The 19,356-nt window shown below is 57.5% G+C and carries 18 protein-coding genes; 8 read left to right on the top strand and 10 right to left on the bottom strand.

Going from position 1 to position 19,356, the window contains the following annotated elements:
* The first annotated feature begins 43 nt into the window (after nt 1–43).
* Both bioA and ACQG19_RS07425 read left to right on the top strand, forming a co-directional pair.
* Nucleotides 44–1,351 carry an adenosylmethionine--8-amino-7-oxononanoate transaminase gene (bioA, locus tag ACQG19_RS07430; protein ID WP_058683713.1) on the top strand — a complete coding sequence of 436 codons (1,308 nt, stop codon included), beginning with the start codon at nt 44–46 and terminating at the stop codon, nt 1,349–1,351.
* Nucleotides 1,352–1,399: 48 nt separating this feature from the next.
* Entirely contained in the window at nt 1,400–1,876 is a 477-nt protein-coding gene (locus tag ACQG19_RS07425) for a kinase inhibitor (protein ID WP_013097504.1), read from the top strand.
* An 86-nt stretch (nt 1,877–1,962) separates the two neighbouring features.
* On the opposite strand, the gene hutH is transcribed toward ACQG19_RS07425, so the two are convergent.
* From hutH to hutI, 5 genes are all read right to left on the bottom strand, one after another.
* Nucleotides 1,963–3,483, bottom strand: a complete 1,521-nt coding sequence (gene hutH, locus ACQG19_RS07420) for a histidine ammonia-lyase (RefSeq protein ID WP_246931528.1) — start codon at nt 3,481–3,483, stop codon at nt 1,963–1,965.
* Nucleotides 3,480–5,168, bottom strand: a complete 1,689-nt coding sequence (gene hutU, locus ACQG19_RS07415; RefSeq protein ID WP_246931529.1) for a urocanate hydratase — start codon at nt 5,166–5,168, stop codon at nt 3,480–3,482. The genes hutH and hutU overlap by 4 nt, the downstream gene beginning before the upstream one ends.
* Before the next feature lie 127 nt (nt 5,169–5,295).
* Nucleotides 5,296–6,030: a histidine utilization repressor gene (locus ACQG19_RS07410; RefSeq protein WP_013097507.1), complete on the bottom strand. Its 735-nt coding sequence runs from the start codon at nt 6,028–6,030 to the stop codon at nt 5,296–5,298.
* Between the two features lie 19 nt (nt 6,031–6,049).
* Nucleotides 6,050–6,985: a formimidoylglutamase gene (gene hutG / locus ACQG19_RS07405; RefSeq protein WP_246931531.1), complete on the bottom strand. Its 936-nt coding sequence runs from the start codon at nt 6,983–6,985 to the stop codon at nt 6,050–6,052.
* The gene (hutI, locus tag ACQG19_RS07400; RefSeq protein ID WP_029882493.1) at nt 6,982–8,202 is read right to left on the bottom strand and encodes an imidazolonepropionase; all 1,221 of its coding nucleotides are present in this window, start codon (nt 8,200–8,202) and stop codon (nt 6,982–6,984) included. Before hutI ends, hutG begins: the two co-directional genes overlap by 4 nt.
* Nucleotides 8,203–8,426: 224 nt before the next feature.
* Here hutI and ACQG19_RS07395 point away from each other — a divergent pair, with 224 nt between their 5' ends.
* Nucleotides 8,427–9,710 (top strand): putative acyl-CoA thioester hydrolase, encoded by a 1,284-nt coding sequence (locus tag ACQG19_RS07395; protein ID WP_038418926.1) that lies wholly within the window; start codon nt 8,427–8,429, stop codon nt 9,708–9,710.
* 106 nt (nt 9,711–9,816) lie between these two features.
* On the opposite strand, the gene pgl is transcribed toward ACQG19_RS07395, so the two are convergent.
* Complete coding sequence (pgl, locus tag ACQG19_RS07390) at nt 9,817–10,812, bottom strand: 6-phosphogluconolactonase (protein ID WP_013097511.1); 996 nt, start codon at nt 10,810–10,812, stop codon at nt 9,817–9,819.
* A 140-nt stretch (nt 10,813–10,952) separates the two neighbouring features.
* Here pgl and ACQG19_RS07385 point away from each other — a divergent pair, with 140 nt between their 5' ends.
* Entirely contained in the window at nt 10,953–11,771 is an 819-nt protein-coding gene (locus tag ACQG19_RS07385) for a pyridoxal phosphatase (RefSeq protein WP_161668979.1), read from the top strand.
* On the opposite strand, the gene modC is transcribed toward ACQG19_RS07385, so the two are convergent.
* From modC to ACQG19_RS07365, 4 genes are all read right to left on the bottom strand, one after another.
* Nucleotides 11,772–12,830, bottom strand: coding sequence for a molybdenum ABC transporter ATP-binding protein ModC (gene modC, locus ACQG19_RS07380; RefSeq protein ID WP_058661677.1), 1,059 nt, complete (start codon nt 12,828–12,830; stop codon nt 11,772–11,774).
* A gap of 2 nt (nt 12,831–12,832) precedes the next feature.
* Nucleotides 12,833–13,522: a molybdate ABC transporter permease subunit gene (modB, locus tag ACQG19_RS07375; RefSeq protein ID WP_013097514.1), complete on the bottom strand. Its 690-nt coding sequence runs from the start codon at nt 13,520–13,522 to the stop codon at nt 12,833–12,835.
* Complete coding sequence (modA, locus tag ACQG19_RS07370; protein WP_058661675.1) at nt 13,519–14,295, bottom strand: molybdate ABC transporter substrate-binding protein; 777 nt, start codon at nt 14,293–14,295, stop codon at nt 13,519–13,521. The genes modB and modA overlap by 4 nt, the downstream gene beginning before the upstream one ends.
* Before the next feature lie 178 nt (nt 14,296–14,473).
* Complete coding sequence (locus ACQG19_RS07365; RefSeq protein ID WP_013097516.1) at nt 14,474–14,623, bottom strand: AcrZ family multidrug efflux pump-associated protein; 150 nt, start codon at nt 14,621–14,623, stop codon at nt 14,474–14,476.
* A 129-nt stretch (nt 14,624–14,752) separates the two neighbouring features.
* On the opposite strand from ACQG19_RS07365, the gene modE reads away from it, so the two are divergent.
* The 4 genes from modE (at nt 14,753) to galT (ending at nt 19,355) form a co-directional block, all read left to right on the top strand.
* Nucleotides 14,753–15,541, top strand: coding sequence for a molybdenum-dependent transcriptional regulator (gene modE, locus ACQG19_RS07360; RefSeq protein ID WP_058661673.1), 789 nt, complete (start codon nt 14,753–14,755; stop codon nt 15,539–15,541).
* A gap of 67 nt (nt 15,542–15,608) precedes the next feature.
* Nucleotides 15,609–17,081, top strand: a complete 1,473-nt coding sequence (gene modF, locus ACQG19_RS07355; RefSeq protein ID WP_023622344.1) for a molybdate ABC transporter ATP-binding protein ModF — start codon at nt 15,609–15,611, stop codon at nt 17,079–17,081.
* A gap of 201 nt (nt 17,082–17,282) precedes the next feature.
* On the top strand, nt 17,283–18,299 hold the full coding sequence (gene galE, locus ACQG19_RS07350) for a UDP-glucose 4-epimerase GalE (protein ID WP_023622345.1): 1,017 nt from the start codon (nt 17,283–17,285) through the stop codon (nt 18,297–18,299).
* 9 nt (nt 18,300–18,308) lie between these two features.
* The gene (gene galT, locus ACQG19_RS07345) at nt 18,309–19,355 is read left to right on the top strand and encodes a galactose-1-phosphate uridylyltransferase (RefSeq protein ID WP_013097520.1); all 1,047 of its coding nucleotides are present in this window, start codon (nt 18,309–18,311) and stop codon (nt 19,353–19,355) included.
* The last annotated feature ends 1 nt before the right edge of the window (nt 19,356 follow it).

Here is a 19,356-nt window from a genome sequence, read left to right as displayed (position 1 = left end):
ATTTTCGGTTCGGTTTATACTCGTAAACCTAAAACTTTTCAAAATGGTTTACAAGTCGATTATGACCCAGGACGATCTCGCCTTCGACCAGCAGCATATCTGGCACCCTTACACCTCCATGACCCGCCCGCTTCCGGTCTACCCGGTGGCCTCGGCCCACGGCTGCGAACTGCACCTTGCCAGCGGCGAGCCGCTTGTTGACGGTATGTCATCCTGGTGGGCGGCCATTCACGGGTACAACCACCCGCGTCTGAATGCCGCGATGAAAGCGCAGATTGAGCAGATGTCGCACGTGATGTTTGGCGGCATTACCCATCAGCCGGCCGTTGATCTCTGCCGTCGTCTGGTGGCGATGACGCCCGATGCGCTGGAGTGCGTGTTCCTTGCCGACTCCGGCTCGGTGGCGGTGGAAGTGGCGATGAAAATGGCACTGCAGTACTGGCATGCCAGGGGGGAATCCCGTCAGCGATTCCTGACCTTCCGCAACGGCTACCACGGCGATACCTTTGGCGCGATGTCGGTGTGCGATCCGGATAACTCCATGCACAGCCTGTGGAAGGGGTACCTGCCGGAAAACCTGTTTGCCCCGGCCCCGCAGAGCCGTTTTGACGGCGAGTGGAATGAAATGGACATGGTCGGCTTTGCGCGGCTGATGGCTGCCCACCGCCATGAGATTGCCGCCGTGATCCTCGAACCGATTGTTCAGGGTGCTGGCGGGATGCGCATGTACCATCCCGAGTGGTTAAAACGCATTCGTAAAATGTGTGACCGCGAGGGCATCCTGCTGATTGCCGATGAGATCGCCACCGGATTTGGCCGCACGGGTAAGCTGTTTGCCTGCGAACATGCGGATATCACACCGGATATCCTGTGCCTGGGGAAAGCGCTGACCGGCGGTACCATGACGCTCTCCGCCACCCTCACTACCCGTCAGGTGGCCGACACCATCAGCGACGGCGAAGCAGGCTGCTTTATGCATGGCCCGACTTTTATGGGCAATCCGCTGGCCTGCGCGGTGGCAAACGAAAGTCTCGCGATCCTGCAAAACGGCGAGTGGCAAACGCAGGTTGCGGCGATTGAGGCGCAACTGAAAGAAGAGCTCAGTGCCGCCTCGGGGGCGAATTTCGTGGCGGACGTGCGCGTGCTGGGTGCCATCGGCGTGATTGAGACCACCCATCCGGTGAATATGGCGGCATTGCAGCGCTTCTTTGTAGAGCGGGGGGTCTGGGTGCGGCCTTTCGGCAAACTTATCTACCTGATGCCACCGTATATCATCACGGCTGAACAGCTACGCTCGTTAACCGCCGCGGTAGTAGAAGCCGTTAACATTCCGGCGCATTTCACGATTTGACCCTATACGTTACACTTCCTGAACGAGTGAATAACGAGGGCAAACCGTATGAAAATCATCAGTAAAGATCTGCGCGACGGCGAAAAACTGCCTGAACGCCACGTCTTCAACGGGATGGGGTATCAGGGAGATAATATCTCTCCGCACCTGGCATGGGACGATGTGCCGGCGGGCACCAAAAGCTTTGTGGTCACCTGCTACGACCCGGATGCGCCAACCGGCTCCGGCTGGTGGCACTGGGTTGTGGCCAACCTGCCCGCCGATACGCGCGTTCTGCCGCAGGGTTCCGGCTCCGACCTGGTCGCCCTGCCGGAAGGCGCCATTCAGACGCGCACCGATTTTGGGAAAGCCGGTTACGGTGGCGCAGCGCCGCCAAAAGGAGAAACACACCGCTATATCTTCACGGTTCACGCGCTGGATGTAGAGAAGATTGAGGTCGACGAAGGGGCGAGCGGCGCGATGGTAGGGTTTAATGTGCATTTCCATTCGCTGGAGAGCGCGTCGATTACGGCGATGTATTCGTAAAAAAAAGCCGGGTGGCGGCTACGCCTTACCCGGCCTACATTTCGGATTCGTAGGCCCGGTAAGCGCAGCGCCACCGGGCAAAAAAATCACAGCACCGAAGGCAGCAACCCCACCAGACGCCCCTCTTCCAGAAGCTGCATCGCCTTATCAATATCCGGCGCAAAGAAGCGGTCATCATCGTAATGCGATACGTGCTCACGCAGCGCATGACGTGCCTGCTCCAGCAGCGGGCTGGACTTCAGCCCTTCACGCAGATCGATCCCCTGACACGCCGCCAGCCATTCCACTGCCAGCACGCCACGGGTATTGGCGGCCATCTCCCACAGACGACGTCCGGCAGCCGGAGCCATCGAGACGTGATCTTCCTGGTTAGCAGAGGTTGGCAGGCTGTCCACGCTGTGCGGGTGCGACAGCGCTTTGTTTTCGCTCGCCAGCGCTGCGGCCGTCACCTGGGCAATCATAAAGCCTGAATTCACCCCGCCGTTGCGCACCAGGAACGGTGGCAGCTGGGACATATGCTTATCCATCATCAGCGCAATTCGCCGCTCGGACAAGGCGCCCACTTCGGCAATCGCCAGCGCGATGTTATCCGCCGCCATCGCCACGGGCTCGGCGTGGAAGTTACCACCGGAGACCACCTCGTTTTCCTGGGCGAACACCAGCGGGTTATCGGACACCGCGTTGGCTTCCACCAGCAGCACTTCTGCGGCCTGGCGCAACTGCGTCAGACACGCACCCATCACCTGCGGCTGACAGCGCAGCGAGTACGGATCCTGTACCTTGTCACAATTATGGTGCGAATCAGCAATCTCACTGGTCTCCGTCAGCAGATGGCGATACATCGCGGCAGCGTCAATTTGTCCGCGCTGGCCACGTACGTCATGAATACGCGCGTCAAACGGACGACGCGAGCCCAGCACCGCCTCCGTGGTCAGCGCACCGCACACCACGGCCGAGGCGAACAGATCTTCGGCTTCAAACAGACCGCGCAGCGCAAAGGCCGTGGAGGCCTGCGTGCCGTTAAGCAGCGCCAGCCCCTCTTTTGACGCAAGGGTGATTGGCGCTAATCCGGCCTTTTTCAGCGCCTCTTTTGCCGGGAGCCACTCTCCCTGCCAGCGCGCCTGACCTTCCCCCAACAACAGCAGCGACATATGCGCCAGCGGGGCGAGATCGCCGGAGGCGCCAACGGAGCCTTTGGCGGGGATCCATGGATAGACTTCCGCGTTCACCAGCGCTATCAGGGCCTGGATCACGCTCAGACGAATGCCGGAAAAGCCGCGCGCCAGACTGTTAATTTTGAGCACCATCATCAGACGGACAATCTCGTCGTCCAGCGGCTGGCCAACGCCTGCGGCATGGGAAAGCACCAGCGAACGCTGGAGATTTTCCAGATCGTGCGTGGCAATGCGCGTCTGCGCCAGCAGACCAAAACCGGTGTTGATACCGTAGGCGGTACGCCCCTCGGCAATAATGGCTTCAACGCAGGCCACGCTGTCGTTAATGGCGGCATGGGCGCTTTCATCCAGCGAGAGCGTGACCGGCTGACGCCAGACGTGACGCAGCTGTTTGAGCGTGAGCGAGCCGGGAGTGAGTGTTAACGCGTTCATTCATGCTTTCCTTGTGTGGCAGGGATCATCGGCAGGTTAAGTCCCTGCTCTGTGGCACATTCAATAGCAATCTCGTAACCCGCATCTGCGTGACGCATCACGCCGGTTGCCGGGTCGTTGTGCAGCACGCGTGCGATACGCGCGGCGGCTTCATCCGTTCCGTCACAGACGATAACCATCCCGGAATGCTGGGAGAAGCCCATCCCCACGCCGCCACCGTGGTGCAGCGATACCCAGGTCGCGCCGCTGGCGGTGTTGAGTAAGGCATTCAGCAGCGGCCAGTCGGAGACCGCGTCTGAGCCGTCGCGCATGGCTTCGGTTTCACGGTTCGGGCTGGCGACGGAGCCAGAATCCAGATGGTCGCGACCAATCACAATCGGGGCAGACACTTCGCCGCTGCGCACCATTTCGTTAAAAGCCAGACCCAGCTTTTGCCGCCACTCCAGCCCAACCCAGCAGATACGCGCCGGCAAGCCCTGGAAGTTAATGCGCTCGCGGGCCATATCCAGCCAGTGGTGCAGGTGTTCATCGTCCGCGACAATTTCCTTCACTTTGGCATCGGTTTTGTAGATATCTTCCGGGTCGCCGGACAGGGCCACCCAGCGGAACGGACCGATACCGCGACAGAACAGCGGACGAATATAGGCTGGGACAAATCCCGGGAAATCAAAGGCGTTGCTGACGCCCATCTCTTTTGCCATCTGGCGGATGTTGTTGCCGTAATCGAAGGTCGGAATGCCCATCTCGCTGAACGCCAGCATGGCGGAGACGTGTTCTGCCATCGAACGCTTAGCGGCCAGTACCGTGCCTTCAGGATCGGTTTCTGCTTTTTGCTGGTAGGCTTCCCACGTCCAGCCTTTTGGCAGATAACCGTGCAGCGGATCGTGGGCGCTGGTCTGGTCGGTAACGAGGTCAGGGCGAACGCCACGGGCCACGAGTTCCGGCAGGATCTCTGCCGCGTTGCCGCACAACGCTATCGATACCGCTTTACCTTCCGCAGTGTATTTTTTGATACGCGCCAGCGCGTCATCGAGGCTGTCGGCCTGTTCGTCAACATAGCGGGTACGCAGACGGAAATCGATGCGGCTCTGCTGGCACTCAATGTTCAGCGAGCAGGCGCCAGCCAGCGTCGCGGCCAGCGGCTGTGCACCGCCCATGCCACCCAGACCCGCGGTCAGTACCCAGCGGCCTTTCAGCGAGCCGTTGTAGTGCTGACGACCGGCTTCGACGAAGGTTTCATAGGTGCCCTGCACAATCCCCTGGCTGCCAATGTAGATCCAGCTACCCGCGGTCATCTGGCCATACATCGCCAGCCCTTTGGCATCCAGTTCGTTAAAGTGTTCCCAGGTCGCCCAGTGTGGGACCAGGTTAGAGTTGGCAATCAAAACGCGCGGCGCGTTTTTGTGGGTTTTAAATACGCCAACCGGCTTGCCGGATTGCACCAGCAGGGTTTCGTCGTGTTCCAGTTCGGTCAGGGCCTTAACAATGGCGTCATAGCACTCCCAGTTGCGCGCGGCGCGGCCAATGCCGCCGTACACCACCAGTTCGTGGGGGTTTTCCGCAACCTCAGGATCAAGGTTGTTCATCAACATGCGCAGTGGTGCTTCGGTGAGCCAGCTTTTGGCGATAAGGGTGGTGCCGCGCGCGGCGCGGACATCCTGCTGACGGTATTTACCTGACGACATTGTGTGCTCCTCATACGGGACAGATGATGCATTTAGATATACTTGTATAGACAAGCACACACAAGGTCAGATTTAACAAAAAAGATACAATTTTGTTATATTGCGTTAGCTATCACGCTTTTAAAACTTATGACATAAAGTGGCCCTGCAACCGATAGCGGCTACCGGGGAACAGCAGTCTTGCATGCGACACAATCTGCGCGGATGACCAGGTGCGGCGGCGGATCAGCAGGCAGGGATCGTGCTCTTTGATACGCAGCAGCTCGCACTCCTGCGGCGTCGCGCGCACCGCTTCCACAATGTGCTCCCCTTCCGTCAGCGGTGCGACAAGCGAGAGAAAGGCATGCGGCGTGGTTTGAGTGTAATCCTGGTCCAGATAGTCCGGTATCCGTTCGGCGTTTACGCAGCGATCCTCAATCTGCACCGGCACGTCATTTTCGAAATGCACCATTACGGAATGGAAGATCCGGGTTCCCTCCTTGACGTTCAGTACCGCAGCCTGCTCGGCGCTGGCCTGCGTCTCTTCAAGCACCAGCACTTCGCAGTGGTGCTGATGGTTTCGCGACGCTATCTCGTCCGCAATGCTGCGGATTTCAAACAGCGCCGATTGTCCTTTCGGCTCCGCCACAAACGTCCCGACCCCCTGCAGACGCACCAGCAGGCCTTCGTCGGTTAGCTCGCGTAACGCCCGGTTGATGGTCATCCGGCTAAAACCAAACTGCGCCACCAGATCGGCTTCAGAGGGAATGCGGTCATGCGGCCGCCAGACGCCGGTGGCAATTTTTTCGCTGATCGTCTGCTTCACCTTTTCATAGAAAGGCGCGGGAGAGCCGGACGGCGGCTGAGGTGAGCGTGAGAACATCGTGACTCCTTAAATATTGTTATGCCCACCAGTGAGCAATTTGCCAGGCCAGACGGGCGGCAAGCTTCGCCCCCTGTCCGTCCCGATCGTAGTGAGGGTTAAATTCTACCAGATCGGCGGCCTGCAGTTTTCCGCTACGGCAAATGCGCTCGATCGCGGGCAGGAGATCCCGCGCAGGCACGCCTAACGCCGCGGGGGCTGACACGGCGGGCATCTCGGCTGCGGGCAGAACGTCCAGATCAATGGTGAGGTAAACACGATCGGCCTGCGCCAGCACCTGTTCCAGGGCTGATAGCGCATCCAGGTGGAAATGCAGATCGTCCACCAGCGTGGCGTTAAGCCGTTCAGCCTCGTCAAACAGCGCCTGGGTGTTCGCCGCGCGGCTGACACCAAAACAGGCGTACTCAAATTCCCGCGCGTGGTCAGCACAGTAGTTCGCCAGCTGACGAAACGGGGTGCCGGAGGTGGCCCGTTCGGCCTTGCGCAAATCAAGATGCGCATCCAGGTTGATGACCGCCACGCGCTCATTCGGGAACGCCTCAAGGATACCACGGCCGTGGGCCCAGGCGGTCTCGTGTCCGCCGCCCAACACCAGCGTACGCATGCCAGCCTGCTGACAGGTCACCACGGCATCGCTCAGTGCCTGTTGGCCCTCTTCCAGTTGGTCATCCTCAACGTAAACCGACCCCATGTCCACCAGCCGTTCGTGGCCGGAATGCGTTGCCATGTTCGCCAGCGCCTTACGCAGCACGTCGGGAGCCTGCGCCGCACCCTGCCTGCCCTGATTACGCCTTACTCCTTCATCACAGGCAAAGCCTATCAGCGCAATCGCGGATGAAACCGGGGTAAATTGCGACGGCTGGCGTATGGTCTGAAAAATACGTTTTGCGTTGCTGGCCTCGGCGCTGTCGTCGCGCCCCTGCCAGACGGTCTCTGCAACAGGCTGCCAACTCATACTGCCTCCCCCCGGAAAATGCGTTGATACAGCGGATTGCGTCCCGGCTCGTAAACCATTTCTACCGGATGGTCTGCATCCCAGACGATAAAATCAGCCATAAAACCGGCCTTTAACTGCCCGTGCGTTGTTCCACGCCCCAGCGCTTGCGCGGCATGTCGCGTGACGCCAGCCCAGGCCTCTTCAGGCGTCAGGCCAAACTGTACGCAGGCCATGTTCATGGCCAGATGAATGCTCGCGAACGGGCTGGTGCCGGGGTTGTAATCCGTGGCGACCGCCATCGGTACGCCCTGCGCCCGGAGCTGTTCAACCGGTGGACGCTGACGCTCCTGAAGAAAATAGAACGCGCCGGGCAGCAGTACCGCAACCGTGCCGCTTTGCGCCATGGCCTGAACACCCTTCTCATCCAGGTATTCGATATGATCGGCAGATAACCCTTTAAATCGGCTGACCAGCGCCGCACCGCCCAGGTTAGAAAGTTGCTCCACGTGCCCTTTCACCGGAATACCCCGTGCGCGGGCGGCCAGGAAAAGCCGCTCGGTTTGTGCTGGCGTGAAGCCGACGTTTTCACAAAAAACATCCACCGCTTCGAACAGCCCTTTTTGCCACAGTTCGGGCATGATCTGCTCGCACACCAGTGTGAGGTACGCGTCTGGATCGTGGCGGTATTCCGCAGGAACCGCATGCGCGGCCAGCAGGGTTGGGCTGATCTCAACCGGATTACTCAGGCTGAGCTGGCGTGCGACCTGCAGCATTTTTTCTTCGGCCGCGGCGTTAAGACCGTAGCCGGATTTGATTTCCAGGGTGGTCACCCCTTCATTCATTAACCGCTCCAGCCGCTGCTGCGCCAGTGTAAGCAAATTTTCCGGCGAACTGTCGCGGGTTGCCGAGACGGTGGCGTTAATTCCGCCCCCCTGTGCGCTGATGGTCTGATAGGAGACACCGTTGAGACGCTGCTCCCACTCCGCCGCGCGATTGCCACCAAACACCAGGTGGGTATGGCAGTCGATAAGACCCGGCGTGACCAGGCGTCCACCGAGATCGACGCATTTATCATGCCCGGAAGGGAGGTCTGCTTCAGGAATAACGGCCAGAAGGGTTTGACCGCGCACCACAAGGGCATGATGCGCTTGCAGGCCATACGATTCTTCACCAGGAACCATTGTCGCCAGTCGCGCATTTCGCCATATCACATCGTCAGGATGAAGTTGCAGCATAAGCCTTTCACTTGTCATGGGTTGTATAGACATTTATTTTCATCTGCTGGCTGCTGTCAACCGCCTTTATGAAAATGTTATTTATTTGTGACGACTTTCCCGCCCCCTGCGGGCGAAAAATGCAACTTTTCCCCTTTTTATCTTCCCGTTTCGCTCAACTTAGTATAAAAAAGCAGGCTATTTCGTCTATCTCGTTTAAGACTTGCATACCCAGGAGCTTCACCTTGAACATTTCCAGGATTTCCCGTCTGGCGTTGGCACTCGCCTTTGGCGTGACATTATCCGCATGCAGTTCAACGCCACCGGATCAGCGACCTTCTGAGCAGGTCGCGCCAGGCACCGCGTCCCGTCCGATTTTGTCCGCTGATGAAGCGAAAAACTTCGATCGCGCGCACTACTTCTCCGCGATGGATCCAAACGCTGCGCCGTGGACGCCGTCTTCTATTAACCTGCCGAAGCAGCCAAACTTTGTTGTGGGTCCGGCAGGGGCGCAGGGCGTGACGCATACCTCTATTCAGGCTGCGGTTGACGCTGCCATCACCAAACACAGCGCATCTCGCCAGTACATCGCGATCATGCCAGGTGAATATGAAGGTACCGTTTACATTCCGGCAGCACCGGGCAGCATCACCCTTTACGGTCTGGGCGAAAAAGCCATCGACGTTAAAATTGGTCTGGCGATTGATTCCGAAATGGACAGCACCACCTGGCGTCACCTGGTCAACCCGGCGGGTAAATACATGCCGGGCAAACCAGCCTGGTATATGTTTGATAACTGCCAGAGCAAGCGTGCCGCTACCATTGGCGTGATGTGTTCTGCGGTCGTCTGGTCTCAGAACAACGGTCTGCAACTGCAGAACCTGACCATTCAGAACACCCTGGGCGACAGCGTTGATGCGGGTAACCACCAGGCCGTGGCGCTGCGTAGCGATGGCGACAAAGTGCAGATCAACAACGTGAACATTCTGGGTCGTCAGAACACCTTCTTCGTGACCAACAGCGGCGTACAGAACACCCTGCAGAATAACCGTCTGACCCGTACGCTGGTGACCAACAGCTACATCGAAGGTGATGTGGATATGGTCTCCGGTCGTGGCGCGGTGGTATTTGATAACACCGATTTCCGCGTCGTGAACTCACGTACCCAGCAGGAAGGTTATGTCTTTGCGCCAGCGACACAGTCTAATCTGTTCTACGGTTTCCTCGCCGTCAACAGCCGCTTCAACGCCTCCGGTGACGGCGTGGCGCAGCTGGGTCGCTCCCTGGACGTGGACTCTGCAACCAACGGTCAGGTTGTGATCCGCGACAGCGTTATCAACGAAGGTTTCAACGTGGCAAAACCATGGGCTGACGCCGCCATCTCCAAACGTCCATTCTCCGGCAATACCGGTTCCGTGGACGATAAAGGAAACGTGCAGCGCAACCTGAACGACGCTAACTTCAACCGCATGTGGGAATACAACAACCGCGGTCTGGGTAGCAAAGTGGTTGCGGAGCCGAAGCAGTAATCTGTTTTGCCGGGTGGCGGCTTCGCCTTACCCGGCCTGTCCGTTAATGCAGTACCATCGGGCATAAAAAAACCTCGCGTTCGCGAGGTTTTTTGTTTTAAGCCGCTTAGTGAGCGTTTACCACTACCCACATTGGCCCCTGGCCTACCGCATAGCGCCCTTTCTCTTCCAGCAGGCCCTGCTCGCCTTTGATTTCGTACAGGGCGATGTGGTGAGACTTCTGCCCCGCTGCAATCAGGTATTTACCGCTGTGATCGATATTAAAGCCACGCGGCTGCGTTTCCGTCGGCTGGAAGCCTTCTACTGCCAGCACGCTGCCGTCTTCCGAGACGCTAAAGATGGTGATCAGGCTGGAAGTACGATCACAGGCGTAGAGATGGCGACCATCCGGCGTAATGTGAATATCCGCCGCCCAGCGGGTATCCGAGAAGTCAGACGGCATCATATCCAGCGTCTGCACGCACTCAATCTGCCCGTTAGGATCTTTCAGTTCCCAGACGTCCACTGAGCTGTTCAGCTCGTTGACCACGTAGGCGTACTGCTGGTTTGGATGGAAGACCATATGACGCGGGCCTGCCCCCTCTACGGTGGTCACTTCAGCCGGATTCTGCGCCACCAGGTGACCATCGTCGCTCAGGGTAAACAGGCAGATACGATCCTGCTTCAGCGCCGGTACCCACAGTGTGCGGTTGTCCGGGGAGATATTCGCCGAGTGGCAGCCTTCCAGCCCTTCCACCACATCCACGGTTTCGACCGGAATGCCCTCTTCCAGACGCGTCACGCTGACACAGCCCGCGTTATAGGAGCCGCTGAAAACAAAGTTGCCCTGGCGATCGGTTGAGATGTGGGTTGGGCTACCCGGCAATGGCGCTTCCGCAGTGTAAGTCAGCGCGCCGTCATCCGGAGAGATGCGGTAGGCCAGCACGCGAAACTCCGGGCGCACACCCACGTACAAGAAACGTTTATCCGGGCTGATCGCCATTGGTTGTACCTGACCAGGCACATCAACAACCTGCACCAGCGTGAGGGTCCCCTCGGCATTTAAACGCCAGACGTGGATCTGCTGGCTTTCAGGACTGGCGGTATAAACGGTTTGTTTCATGAATATTCACTCCTCACTGCGCATGAAAGTAGTTAACTTTTGACGGTGAATGCTGAATTGTCGACGGGAATTTTGACGCGTTCGCCTCTCGGTGTACCATCCCATCAGATCGTAAATTCAATATTAACCCGGAAAAACAAATGACCTCGCGTGTGATTGCTCTGGATTTAGACGGTACCTTACTGACGCCGCAAAAAACCCTTCTCCCCTCCTCCCTTCAAGCGCTTAAACGCGCACAGGAAGTGGGATATCAACTCCTTATCGTAACGGGTCGACATCACGTTGCCATTCACCCTTTTTATCAGGCACTGGCGTTAGATACACCTGCAATTTGTTGTAATGGCACTTATTTGTATGATTATCAAGCAAAAAAGGTTTTAGAATCCGACCCGCTGCCGGTTCCCCAGGCATTGCAGTTAATAGATCTGCTGGATGAACATGCGATCCACGGCCTGATGTATGTCGATAATGCGATGGTCTATGAGCGCCCGACCGGCCACGTTATCCGCACCACCAACTGGGCTCTGTCTCTGCCAGAAGCGCAGCGTCCGGTCTTTACCCAGGTCTCTTCCCTGCGCCAGGCGGCTCAGGATGTTGAGGCTATCTGGAAATTCGCGTTGACCGATGAAGATACCAGCAAACTGAATACCTTCGCGAAACACGTTGAACAGGCGCTGGGTCTGGAGTGCGAATGGTCCTGGCATGACCAGGTGGATATTGCCCATAAAGGCAACAGCAAAGGTAAACGCCTGACACAGTTCGTGGAGTCTCAGGGATGGTCAATGCAGGATGTGATCGCCTTTGGCGATAACTACAACGACATCAGCATGCTGGAAGCCGCCGGAACGGGCGTGGCAATGGGCAATGCCGATGACGCGGTGAAAGCGCGCGCTAACGTGGTGATTGGCGATAACACCACCGACAGCATCGCGCAGTATATTTATACCCACCTGCTGTAATCAGGTGGTAATGGAGACGCTCTTGATTTGCGCGTAAAGCCACAGGCCAGGTTTGATCCCTAACTCATCCCTGGCCCACGGACTGATCCGTGCCCAGAGCGTCCTGCTCCCCACCTCAAGCTGCACCTCTACCTGACCGTTATCATCAAAACACTCGGCGACCTTCGCGCGCAGGATATTTCGGATACTGGTCTGCAGCGGAGGCTGTAAAACCAGAGAGACATCCGACGCCTGAATACGAATACGCAGCGCCGACTGCAGGGGCTTGTCGATTTTATTCACCCACAGGTGCTGGTCGCCCAACGCCAGGGCGGTCATCGCGTAATGCGGGTGGTGCTCCAGCACGCTCACCTTCAGGATACTGCTCTGCTGCTCCCGGGGCAGCCACGGGTGCATGACGCTACTGCCCCAGACCTCTTCAAGATTGCCAAACGCCTTTACGCTGCCGTTTTCCAGCACCAGTACGTTATCCGCCAGATGCAGAATTTCATCCAGGGAGTGGCTGACGTACAGCATCGGGATCCTGATTTCACGCGCCAGGCGCTGGAGATACGGCAGGAGTTCACGTTTACGCGGAATATCCAGCGAGGCCAGCGGCTCATCAAGCAGCAGGAGTTCGGGGGCGGTGAGCAACGCGCGCCCTATCGCCACCCGCTGTTTCTCACCGCCGGAGAGCGAGGAAGGCAACCGGTCAAGCAGTGGCTCAATGCCCAGCAGCGCCACCAGCTTGTCAAACTGCGCGGCCATGCTTTTGGCCATGCCGTAACGCAGATTCCCGCGCACGCTGTAGTGCGGGAATAACCGCGCATCCTGAAACACATAGCCAATACGCCGTTTATCCGGCGTCAGGTAAATCTTGTTTTCAACGTCATTCAGGACGCGATTATTCAGCACAATGCGCCCTGCCTGCGGGCGTGTCAGGCCACCGATCGCATTAATGAGCGAGGTTTTCCCGGCGCCGGAGACCCCAAAGATGGCGGTGATGCCGGTGGCAGGCAGCGTCTCGTCCAGTGTAAGGGTGTGGTTTCCCAGCGTCTGGGTGAAATGGAGTTCCAGCATAACTATTTCCCCATCCGCTCGCGGCTGAGTCGCGCCAGCCATTCAGAGACCAGCAGCGATATCAGCGCCAGCACAATTGAGATAACGCACAGACGCGCCGCAGCACCTTCGCCACCCGGCGTCTGTATCAGCGTATACATGGCCGAAGGGATCGTCCGCGTTTCACCGGGGATGTTCGAAACAAAGGTAATGGTGGCACCGAATTCACCCAGCGAACGGGCAAAGGCCAGTACCGTACCAACAATAATGCCCGGCAGCGTGAGCGGTAGCGTAATGGTGAAAAAGACGCGCCAGCGCCCGGCACCCAGCGTGCGGGCGGCCTGTTCCAGTTTGATATCCACCCCTTCCAGCGCCAGGCGGATAGCCCTCACCATCAGCGGAAATGACATCACCGCCGCGGCCAGCACCGCACCGCGCCAGCTAAAGGCAAAGGTCAGCCCGAACCAGTCGTACAGCCATTGGCCGATAAACCCGCGTCGGCCCATGGACACAAGCAGCAGATATCCCACCACGACGGGCGGCAATACCAGCGGAAGATGGAGAACGCTGTCAAGTAGCGCTTTGCCGGGAAACTTACAGCGCACCAGCAACCAGGCAAAGAAGATCCCAAAGGGCAAACTTAGCGCAACCGCCAGGGAAGAGACTTTCAGGCTCAGCAGTACAGCCTGCCATTCAGGATCGGTCAATATCATTCGTGAGTCGTAAATCCATAACGTTTAAAGATTGCGGACGCTTCCGGCCCCTTCAGGTACGCCTGGAAGGCCGTCACGGTCGCATTTTTATGTCCATCAACAATCGCAACAGGATATTCCACTTTTTTGTGGGCGTCTTCCGGGAACGTGCCAACCACTTTGACCCCCTTGCTGGCAACGGCATCCGAGCCGTAGACAATGCCCAGCGGAGCCTCATTGCGCTCCACCAGCGCCAGCGCACCGCGTACGTCTTCTGCCGGCGCCAGATCTGATGACAGTGTCTGCCACGCGCCCAGTTTCTGCAGGGCCTCTTTCGCGTAAATTCCAGCCGGTACATGGTCCGGATCGCCCACTGCCAGCCGGCCACCGTTCAGAAGACGCGTCCAGTGAGTCTCTTTGTTGATGGTGATGTCACCCTGCGGACTGGCTTTTGGCGCGACCACGACAAGGCTATTCCCCAGCAGCGTTTCGCGGGTTGTCGTATCCACGGCTTTCTTATCAACGGCGTAATCCATCCATTTCTGATCGGCAGAGATGAACAGATCGGCCGGTGCCCCCGCTTCAATCTGGCGCGCCAGTGTAGAAGAAGACGCGAAAGAGGAGACGACGTCGACGTTCTTCTCTTTTTTATACGCAGCAGCAATATCCTTCATCGCATTCGTCAGCGACGCCGCCGCAAAAACCGTAATTTTACCTTCGTCGGCCAGCGCGTGTCCGGTCAGCGAAAGTGCCAGCGTTGCCCCTGCGAAAAAGCGTAACCCTGTACGTGCCATCTGTAGCTCCTGTGAGTTTCGTTATATACGCAATAATATAACGACAACGCCGGAGATATCCCAGCGTTAAATCGTACCGATCAAGAGGTACAATTACCGGATGCTTTAAATCATATCGGCGATGACGAAAAATACTTGAGAGCAAAACGCCCGGGCAAGCCGGGCGTTTTGTAGGGAATCAGTGCTGCTTTTTAGCGCGGTCTCTGTGACCAATGTTCGAAAAGACGTTGAACACTTCACCCAGGCCGTAGATGGCACCGAGGATGATGGCCATTACTACTGGTACCATGATCACGGCGAATACCAGACTTTTCAACAACTCTAACATGGTTTTCTCCAGATATTGTGGACGGCTTATTCTACCCTGAAAAGTAAGAAAAACATCCCCTTTTGTGCGGTCCCCTTTGCGCCCTGTGCCATTTGGTTCACAATAGCCCTTTTGTCAGGACACTCCGTTATGCAGGCTGAAATTCTCCTTACCCTACGACTTCAGCAGAAGCTTTTCGCCGATCCGCGACGTATCGCCCTGCTTAAACAAATAGAACAAACGGGTTCAATAAGCCAGGGGGCAAAGAACGCGAGCATTAGTTATAAAAGCGCCTGGGACGCGATCAACGACATGAATACCCTGAGCGAGCAGATGCTGGTTGAGCGAGCCACGGGCGGCAAAGGGGGCGGTGGCGCCGTGCTGACCCGCTACGGCCAGCGTCTGATTCAGCTTTATGACCTGCTGGCCCAGATCCAGCAGAAAGCGTTCGATGTGCTAAGTGACGATGATAACCTCCCGCTGGACAGCCTGTTAGCCGCCATTTCTCGCTTCTCACTCCAGACCAGCGCCCGCAACCAGTGGTTTGGCACGGTCACCGCGCGCGATAACGGGCAGGTCCAGCAACATATCGAGATCCTGCTTGCCGACGGCACCACACGCCTGAAAGCCGCGATTACCGCCCAAAGCGGAGAGCGTCTGGGGCTGGATGAAGGCAAGGAGGTGCTGGTGTTGCTGAAAGCGCCGTGGGTCGCAGTGACGCGCGATGCCGAACGCGCCAAAGCGGCAGACAACCAGCTGCAGGGTACCATCCAGCGCATTGAACGTGGTGAAGCGCAGTGTGAGGTCCTGATGACCCTGCCGGACGGCCAGGTGCTGTGCGCGACGGTTGCCCTGAGCGAGGCGCACGAATTAGAAGAAGGTGCTGTAGTCACCGCATATTTCAACGCAGACCGGGTAATTATCGCCACATTGTGCTGAGCGGATTGACAAGCGTGTCGACAGTGAGTATCCCTGACATCTGATGCTGCAAAAAATGGGATAAATCATGTCATCATTGCATATTTCGCAAGGTACGTTTCGTCTTGGCGATACCCGAACGCTGACGCTGCCAGATTTAACACTCCATGCGGGTGAAAGCTGGGCATTTGTGGGCACCAACGGAAGCGGCAAGTCCGCGCTGGCCCGGGCGCTGGCCGGAGAGCTCACCCTGCTTAAAGGTGAACGCCAGAGCCATTTTACGCGTACGACGCGCCTGTCGTTTGAACAGCTGCAGAAGCTGGTGAGCGATGAATGGCAGCGTAACAACACGGACCTCCTCAGCCCGGGCGAAGAAGACACGGGCCGCACAACGGCAGAAATTATTCAGGACGAAGTCAACAATCCCGCCCGTTGTCAGCAGCTGGCGGAGCAGTTTGGCATCACCGCCCTTCTCAACCGCCGCTTCAAATACCTTTCCACCGGCGAGACGCGTAAAACGCTGCTCTGCCAGGCGCTGATGAGCGAACCTGAGCTGTTAATCCTGGATGAGCCGTTCGACGGTCTGGACGTGCAGTCCCGCGCCCAGCTGGCGGACCTGCTGGCCTCGCTTAACCAGCAGGGCTACACCCTTGTGCTGGTGCTTAACCGTTTTGATGAAATCCCGGATTTTGTGCAGAACGCCGGGGTGCTGGCGGACTGCAGCCTTACCGAAACCGGCGAAAAATCGGTACTGCTGAAACAGGCGTTGATTGCCCAACTGGCGCACAGCGAAAAGCTCGACGGCATTACCCTGCCCGAACCCGACGCCCCTTCGGTACGTCTCGCTTTAGATCCTAATCAGCCGCGGATTGTGCTGCGTGACGGGGTGGTCTCTTATGACGATCGTCCGATCCTGAATCATCTCAGCTGGACGGTTAATCCGGGCGAACACTGGCAGATTGTCGGTCCCAACGGCGCGGGGAAATCGACGCTGCTGAGTCTGATCACCGGCGATCACCCGCAGGGCTACAGCAACGATCTGACCCTGTTTGGCCGCCGTCGCGGAAGCGGTGAAACCATCTGGGATATCAAAAAGCATATCGGCTATGTCAGCAGCAGCCTGCATCTGGATTACCGGGTCAGCACCACCGTACGCAATGTGATCCTCTCCGGGTACTTTGATTCCATCGGTATTTATCAGGCGGTATCGGACAAACAGCACAAGCTGGCCCAGCAGTGGCTGGATATTCTGGGGATGGACAACCGGGTCGCTGACGCGCCGTTTCACAGTCTGTCCTGGGGGCAGCAGCGTCTGGCATTGATCGTCCGGGCGCTGGTGAAACACCCGACCCTGCTGATCCTCGATGAGCCGCTTCAGGGGCTGGATCCGCTGAACCGCCAGCTGATCCGTCGCTTTGTGGATGTGCTGATTGGCGAAGGTGAGACCCAGTTACTGTTTGTCTCACATCATGCTGAAGACGCACCGGCCTGCATCACGCACCGTCTGGAGTTTATCCCGGACGGTGAGCACTATCGTTACCTGCTGAGCAAAATCGATTAACTTCCGGAGGGCGCCGCCCTCCGCTTTTCAGATAACCTGCAGTGATACTTCTTTATCTCTTTGATCTACAATGCGAGTGGATCAAAAAAAAGCGGGTTTGAAAAACAGTGTAAACGATTCCACTAATTTATCCCATGTCACACTTTTCACGTCTCTGTTATGCTATGGTTATTACATACCATAAGCCTAATGGAGCGAAATATGCGAGTTCTGGTAACAGGTGGTAGCGGTTACATAGGAAGTCATACCTGTGTGCAACTGCTGCAAAACGGTCATGATGTCATCATCCTCGACAACCTGTGCAATAGTAAGCGCAGCGTGCTGCCTGTGATTGAACGTCTTGGCGGAAAACAGCCGACTTTCGTCGAAGGTGACATCCGCAATGAAGCGTTGATGACCGAGATCCTCCACGACCACGCCATTGAAACGGTGATCCACTTCGCTGGCCTGAAAGCGGTCGGTGAGTCGGTCGCGAAGCCGCTTGAGTATTACGACAACAACGTCAACGGTACCCTGCGTCTTATCTCCGCCATGCGCGCGGCGAACGTCAAAAACTTCATCTTTAGCTCATCCGCCACCGTCTACGGCGATCAGCCCAAAATTCCTTACGTTGAAAGCTTCCCCACCGGTACGCCACAAAGCCCGTACGGCAAAAGCAAACTGATGGTGGAACAGATCCTGACCGACCTGCAAAAAGCACAGCCGGAGTGGAGCATCGCCCTGCTGCGCTACTTCAACCCGGTGGGCGCCCATCCGTCAGGCGATATGGGTGAAGATCCGCAGGGTATTCCGAATAACCTGATGCCGTATATCGCACAGGTGGCGGTGGGCCGCCGCGAGTCGCTGGCGGTGTTCGGCAATGACTATCCAACTGAAGATGGCACCGGCGTGCGTGATTACATCCACGTTATGGATCTGGCCGACGGCCACGTGGCAGCAATGCAGCAATTGGCCGACAAACCGGGCGTGCATATTTACAACCTCGGCGCCGGTATTGGCAGCAGCGTGCTGGATGTGGTTAACGCTTTCAGCAAAGCCTGCGGTAAGCCGGTCAACTATCACTTCGCCCCCCGCCGCGAAGGAGACCTCCCGGCATACTGGGCTGATGCAACCAAAGCCGATAAAGAGCTTAACTGGCGTGTTACCCGCACGCTGGATGAAATGGCACAGGATACCTGGCACTGGCAGTCTCGCCACCCACAAGGTTATCCGGACTAAGGATCCGTCATGACTTCATTCAATCCCGTCGATCATCCGCATCGTCGTTTTAACCCGCTTAGCGGGCAATGGATTTTGGTGTCTCCGCATCGCGCCAAGCGCCCCTGGCAGGGGGCGCAAGAGACGCCTGCAAAACAGACGCTGCCACAGCACGACCCGGACTGCTTCCTGTGTCCGGGCAACACCCGCGTAACGGGAGATAAAAACCCGGACTACAAAGGCACCTTCGTTTTCACCAACGATTTTGCCGCGCTCATGACCGACACGCCGGACGCGCCGCAGAGCGATGATCCGCTGATGCGTTGTGAAAGCGCCCGGGGAACCAGCCGCGTGATCTGCTTCTCGCCCGATCACAGCAAAACGCTACCGGAGCTTAGCGTTGATGCGCTGAAAGAGGTGGTGAGCACCTGGCAGGCACAAACTGCGGAGCTGGGCCAGACTTATCCGTGGGTGCAGGTATTCGAAAATAAAGGCGCCGCGATGGGCTGCTCTAACCCGCATCCACACGGGCAGATCTGGGCGAACAGTTTCCTGCCCAACGAAGCCGAACGAGAAGATCGCCTGCAAAAAGCCTATTACGCGGAAAACGGCTCCCCGATGCTGGTGGACTACACCCGGCGTGAACTGGCCGACGGTAGCCGTACTGTGGTCGAAACGGAACACTGGCTGGCCGTTGTGCCGTACTGGGCGGCGTGGCCCTTTGAAACGCTGCTGCTGCCTAAAGCACATGTTCAGCGCATTACGGATCTCAGCGACGCACAGCGTGACGATCTTGCGCTGGCGCTGAAAAAGCTGACCAGCCGTTACGACAATCTGTTCCAGTGCTCCTTCCCGTACTCAATGGGCTGGCACGGCGCACCGTTTAACGGCGAAGAGAATCAACACTGGCAGTTGCATGCCCATTTCTATCCGCCGCTGCTGCGTTCTGCGACGGTGCGTAAATTTATGGTGGGCTATGAAATGCTGGCGGAAACCCAGCGTGACCTGACGGCAGAACAGGCCGCAGAACGCCTGCGTGCCGTTAGCGATGTCCATTATCGCGAATCAGGAGTCTAAT

Source organism: Enterobacter cloacae complex sp. 277I4 (assembly GCF_050031465.1).
GTDB lineage: Bacteria > Pseudomonadota > Gammaproteobacteria > Enterobacterales > Enterobacteriaceae > Enterobacter > Enterobacter cloacae.
The sequence above is the reverse complement of the archived record's forward strand: the minus strand, read 5'-3'. Positions and strand labels throughout refer to the sequence as shown.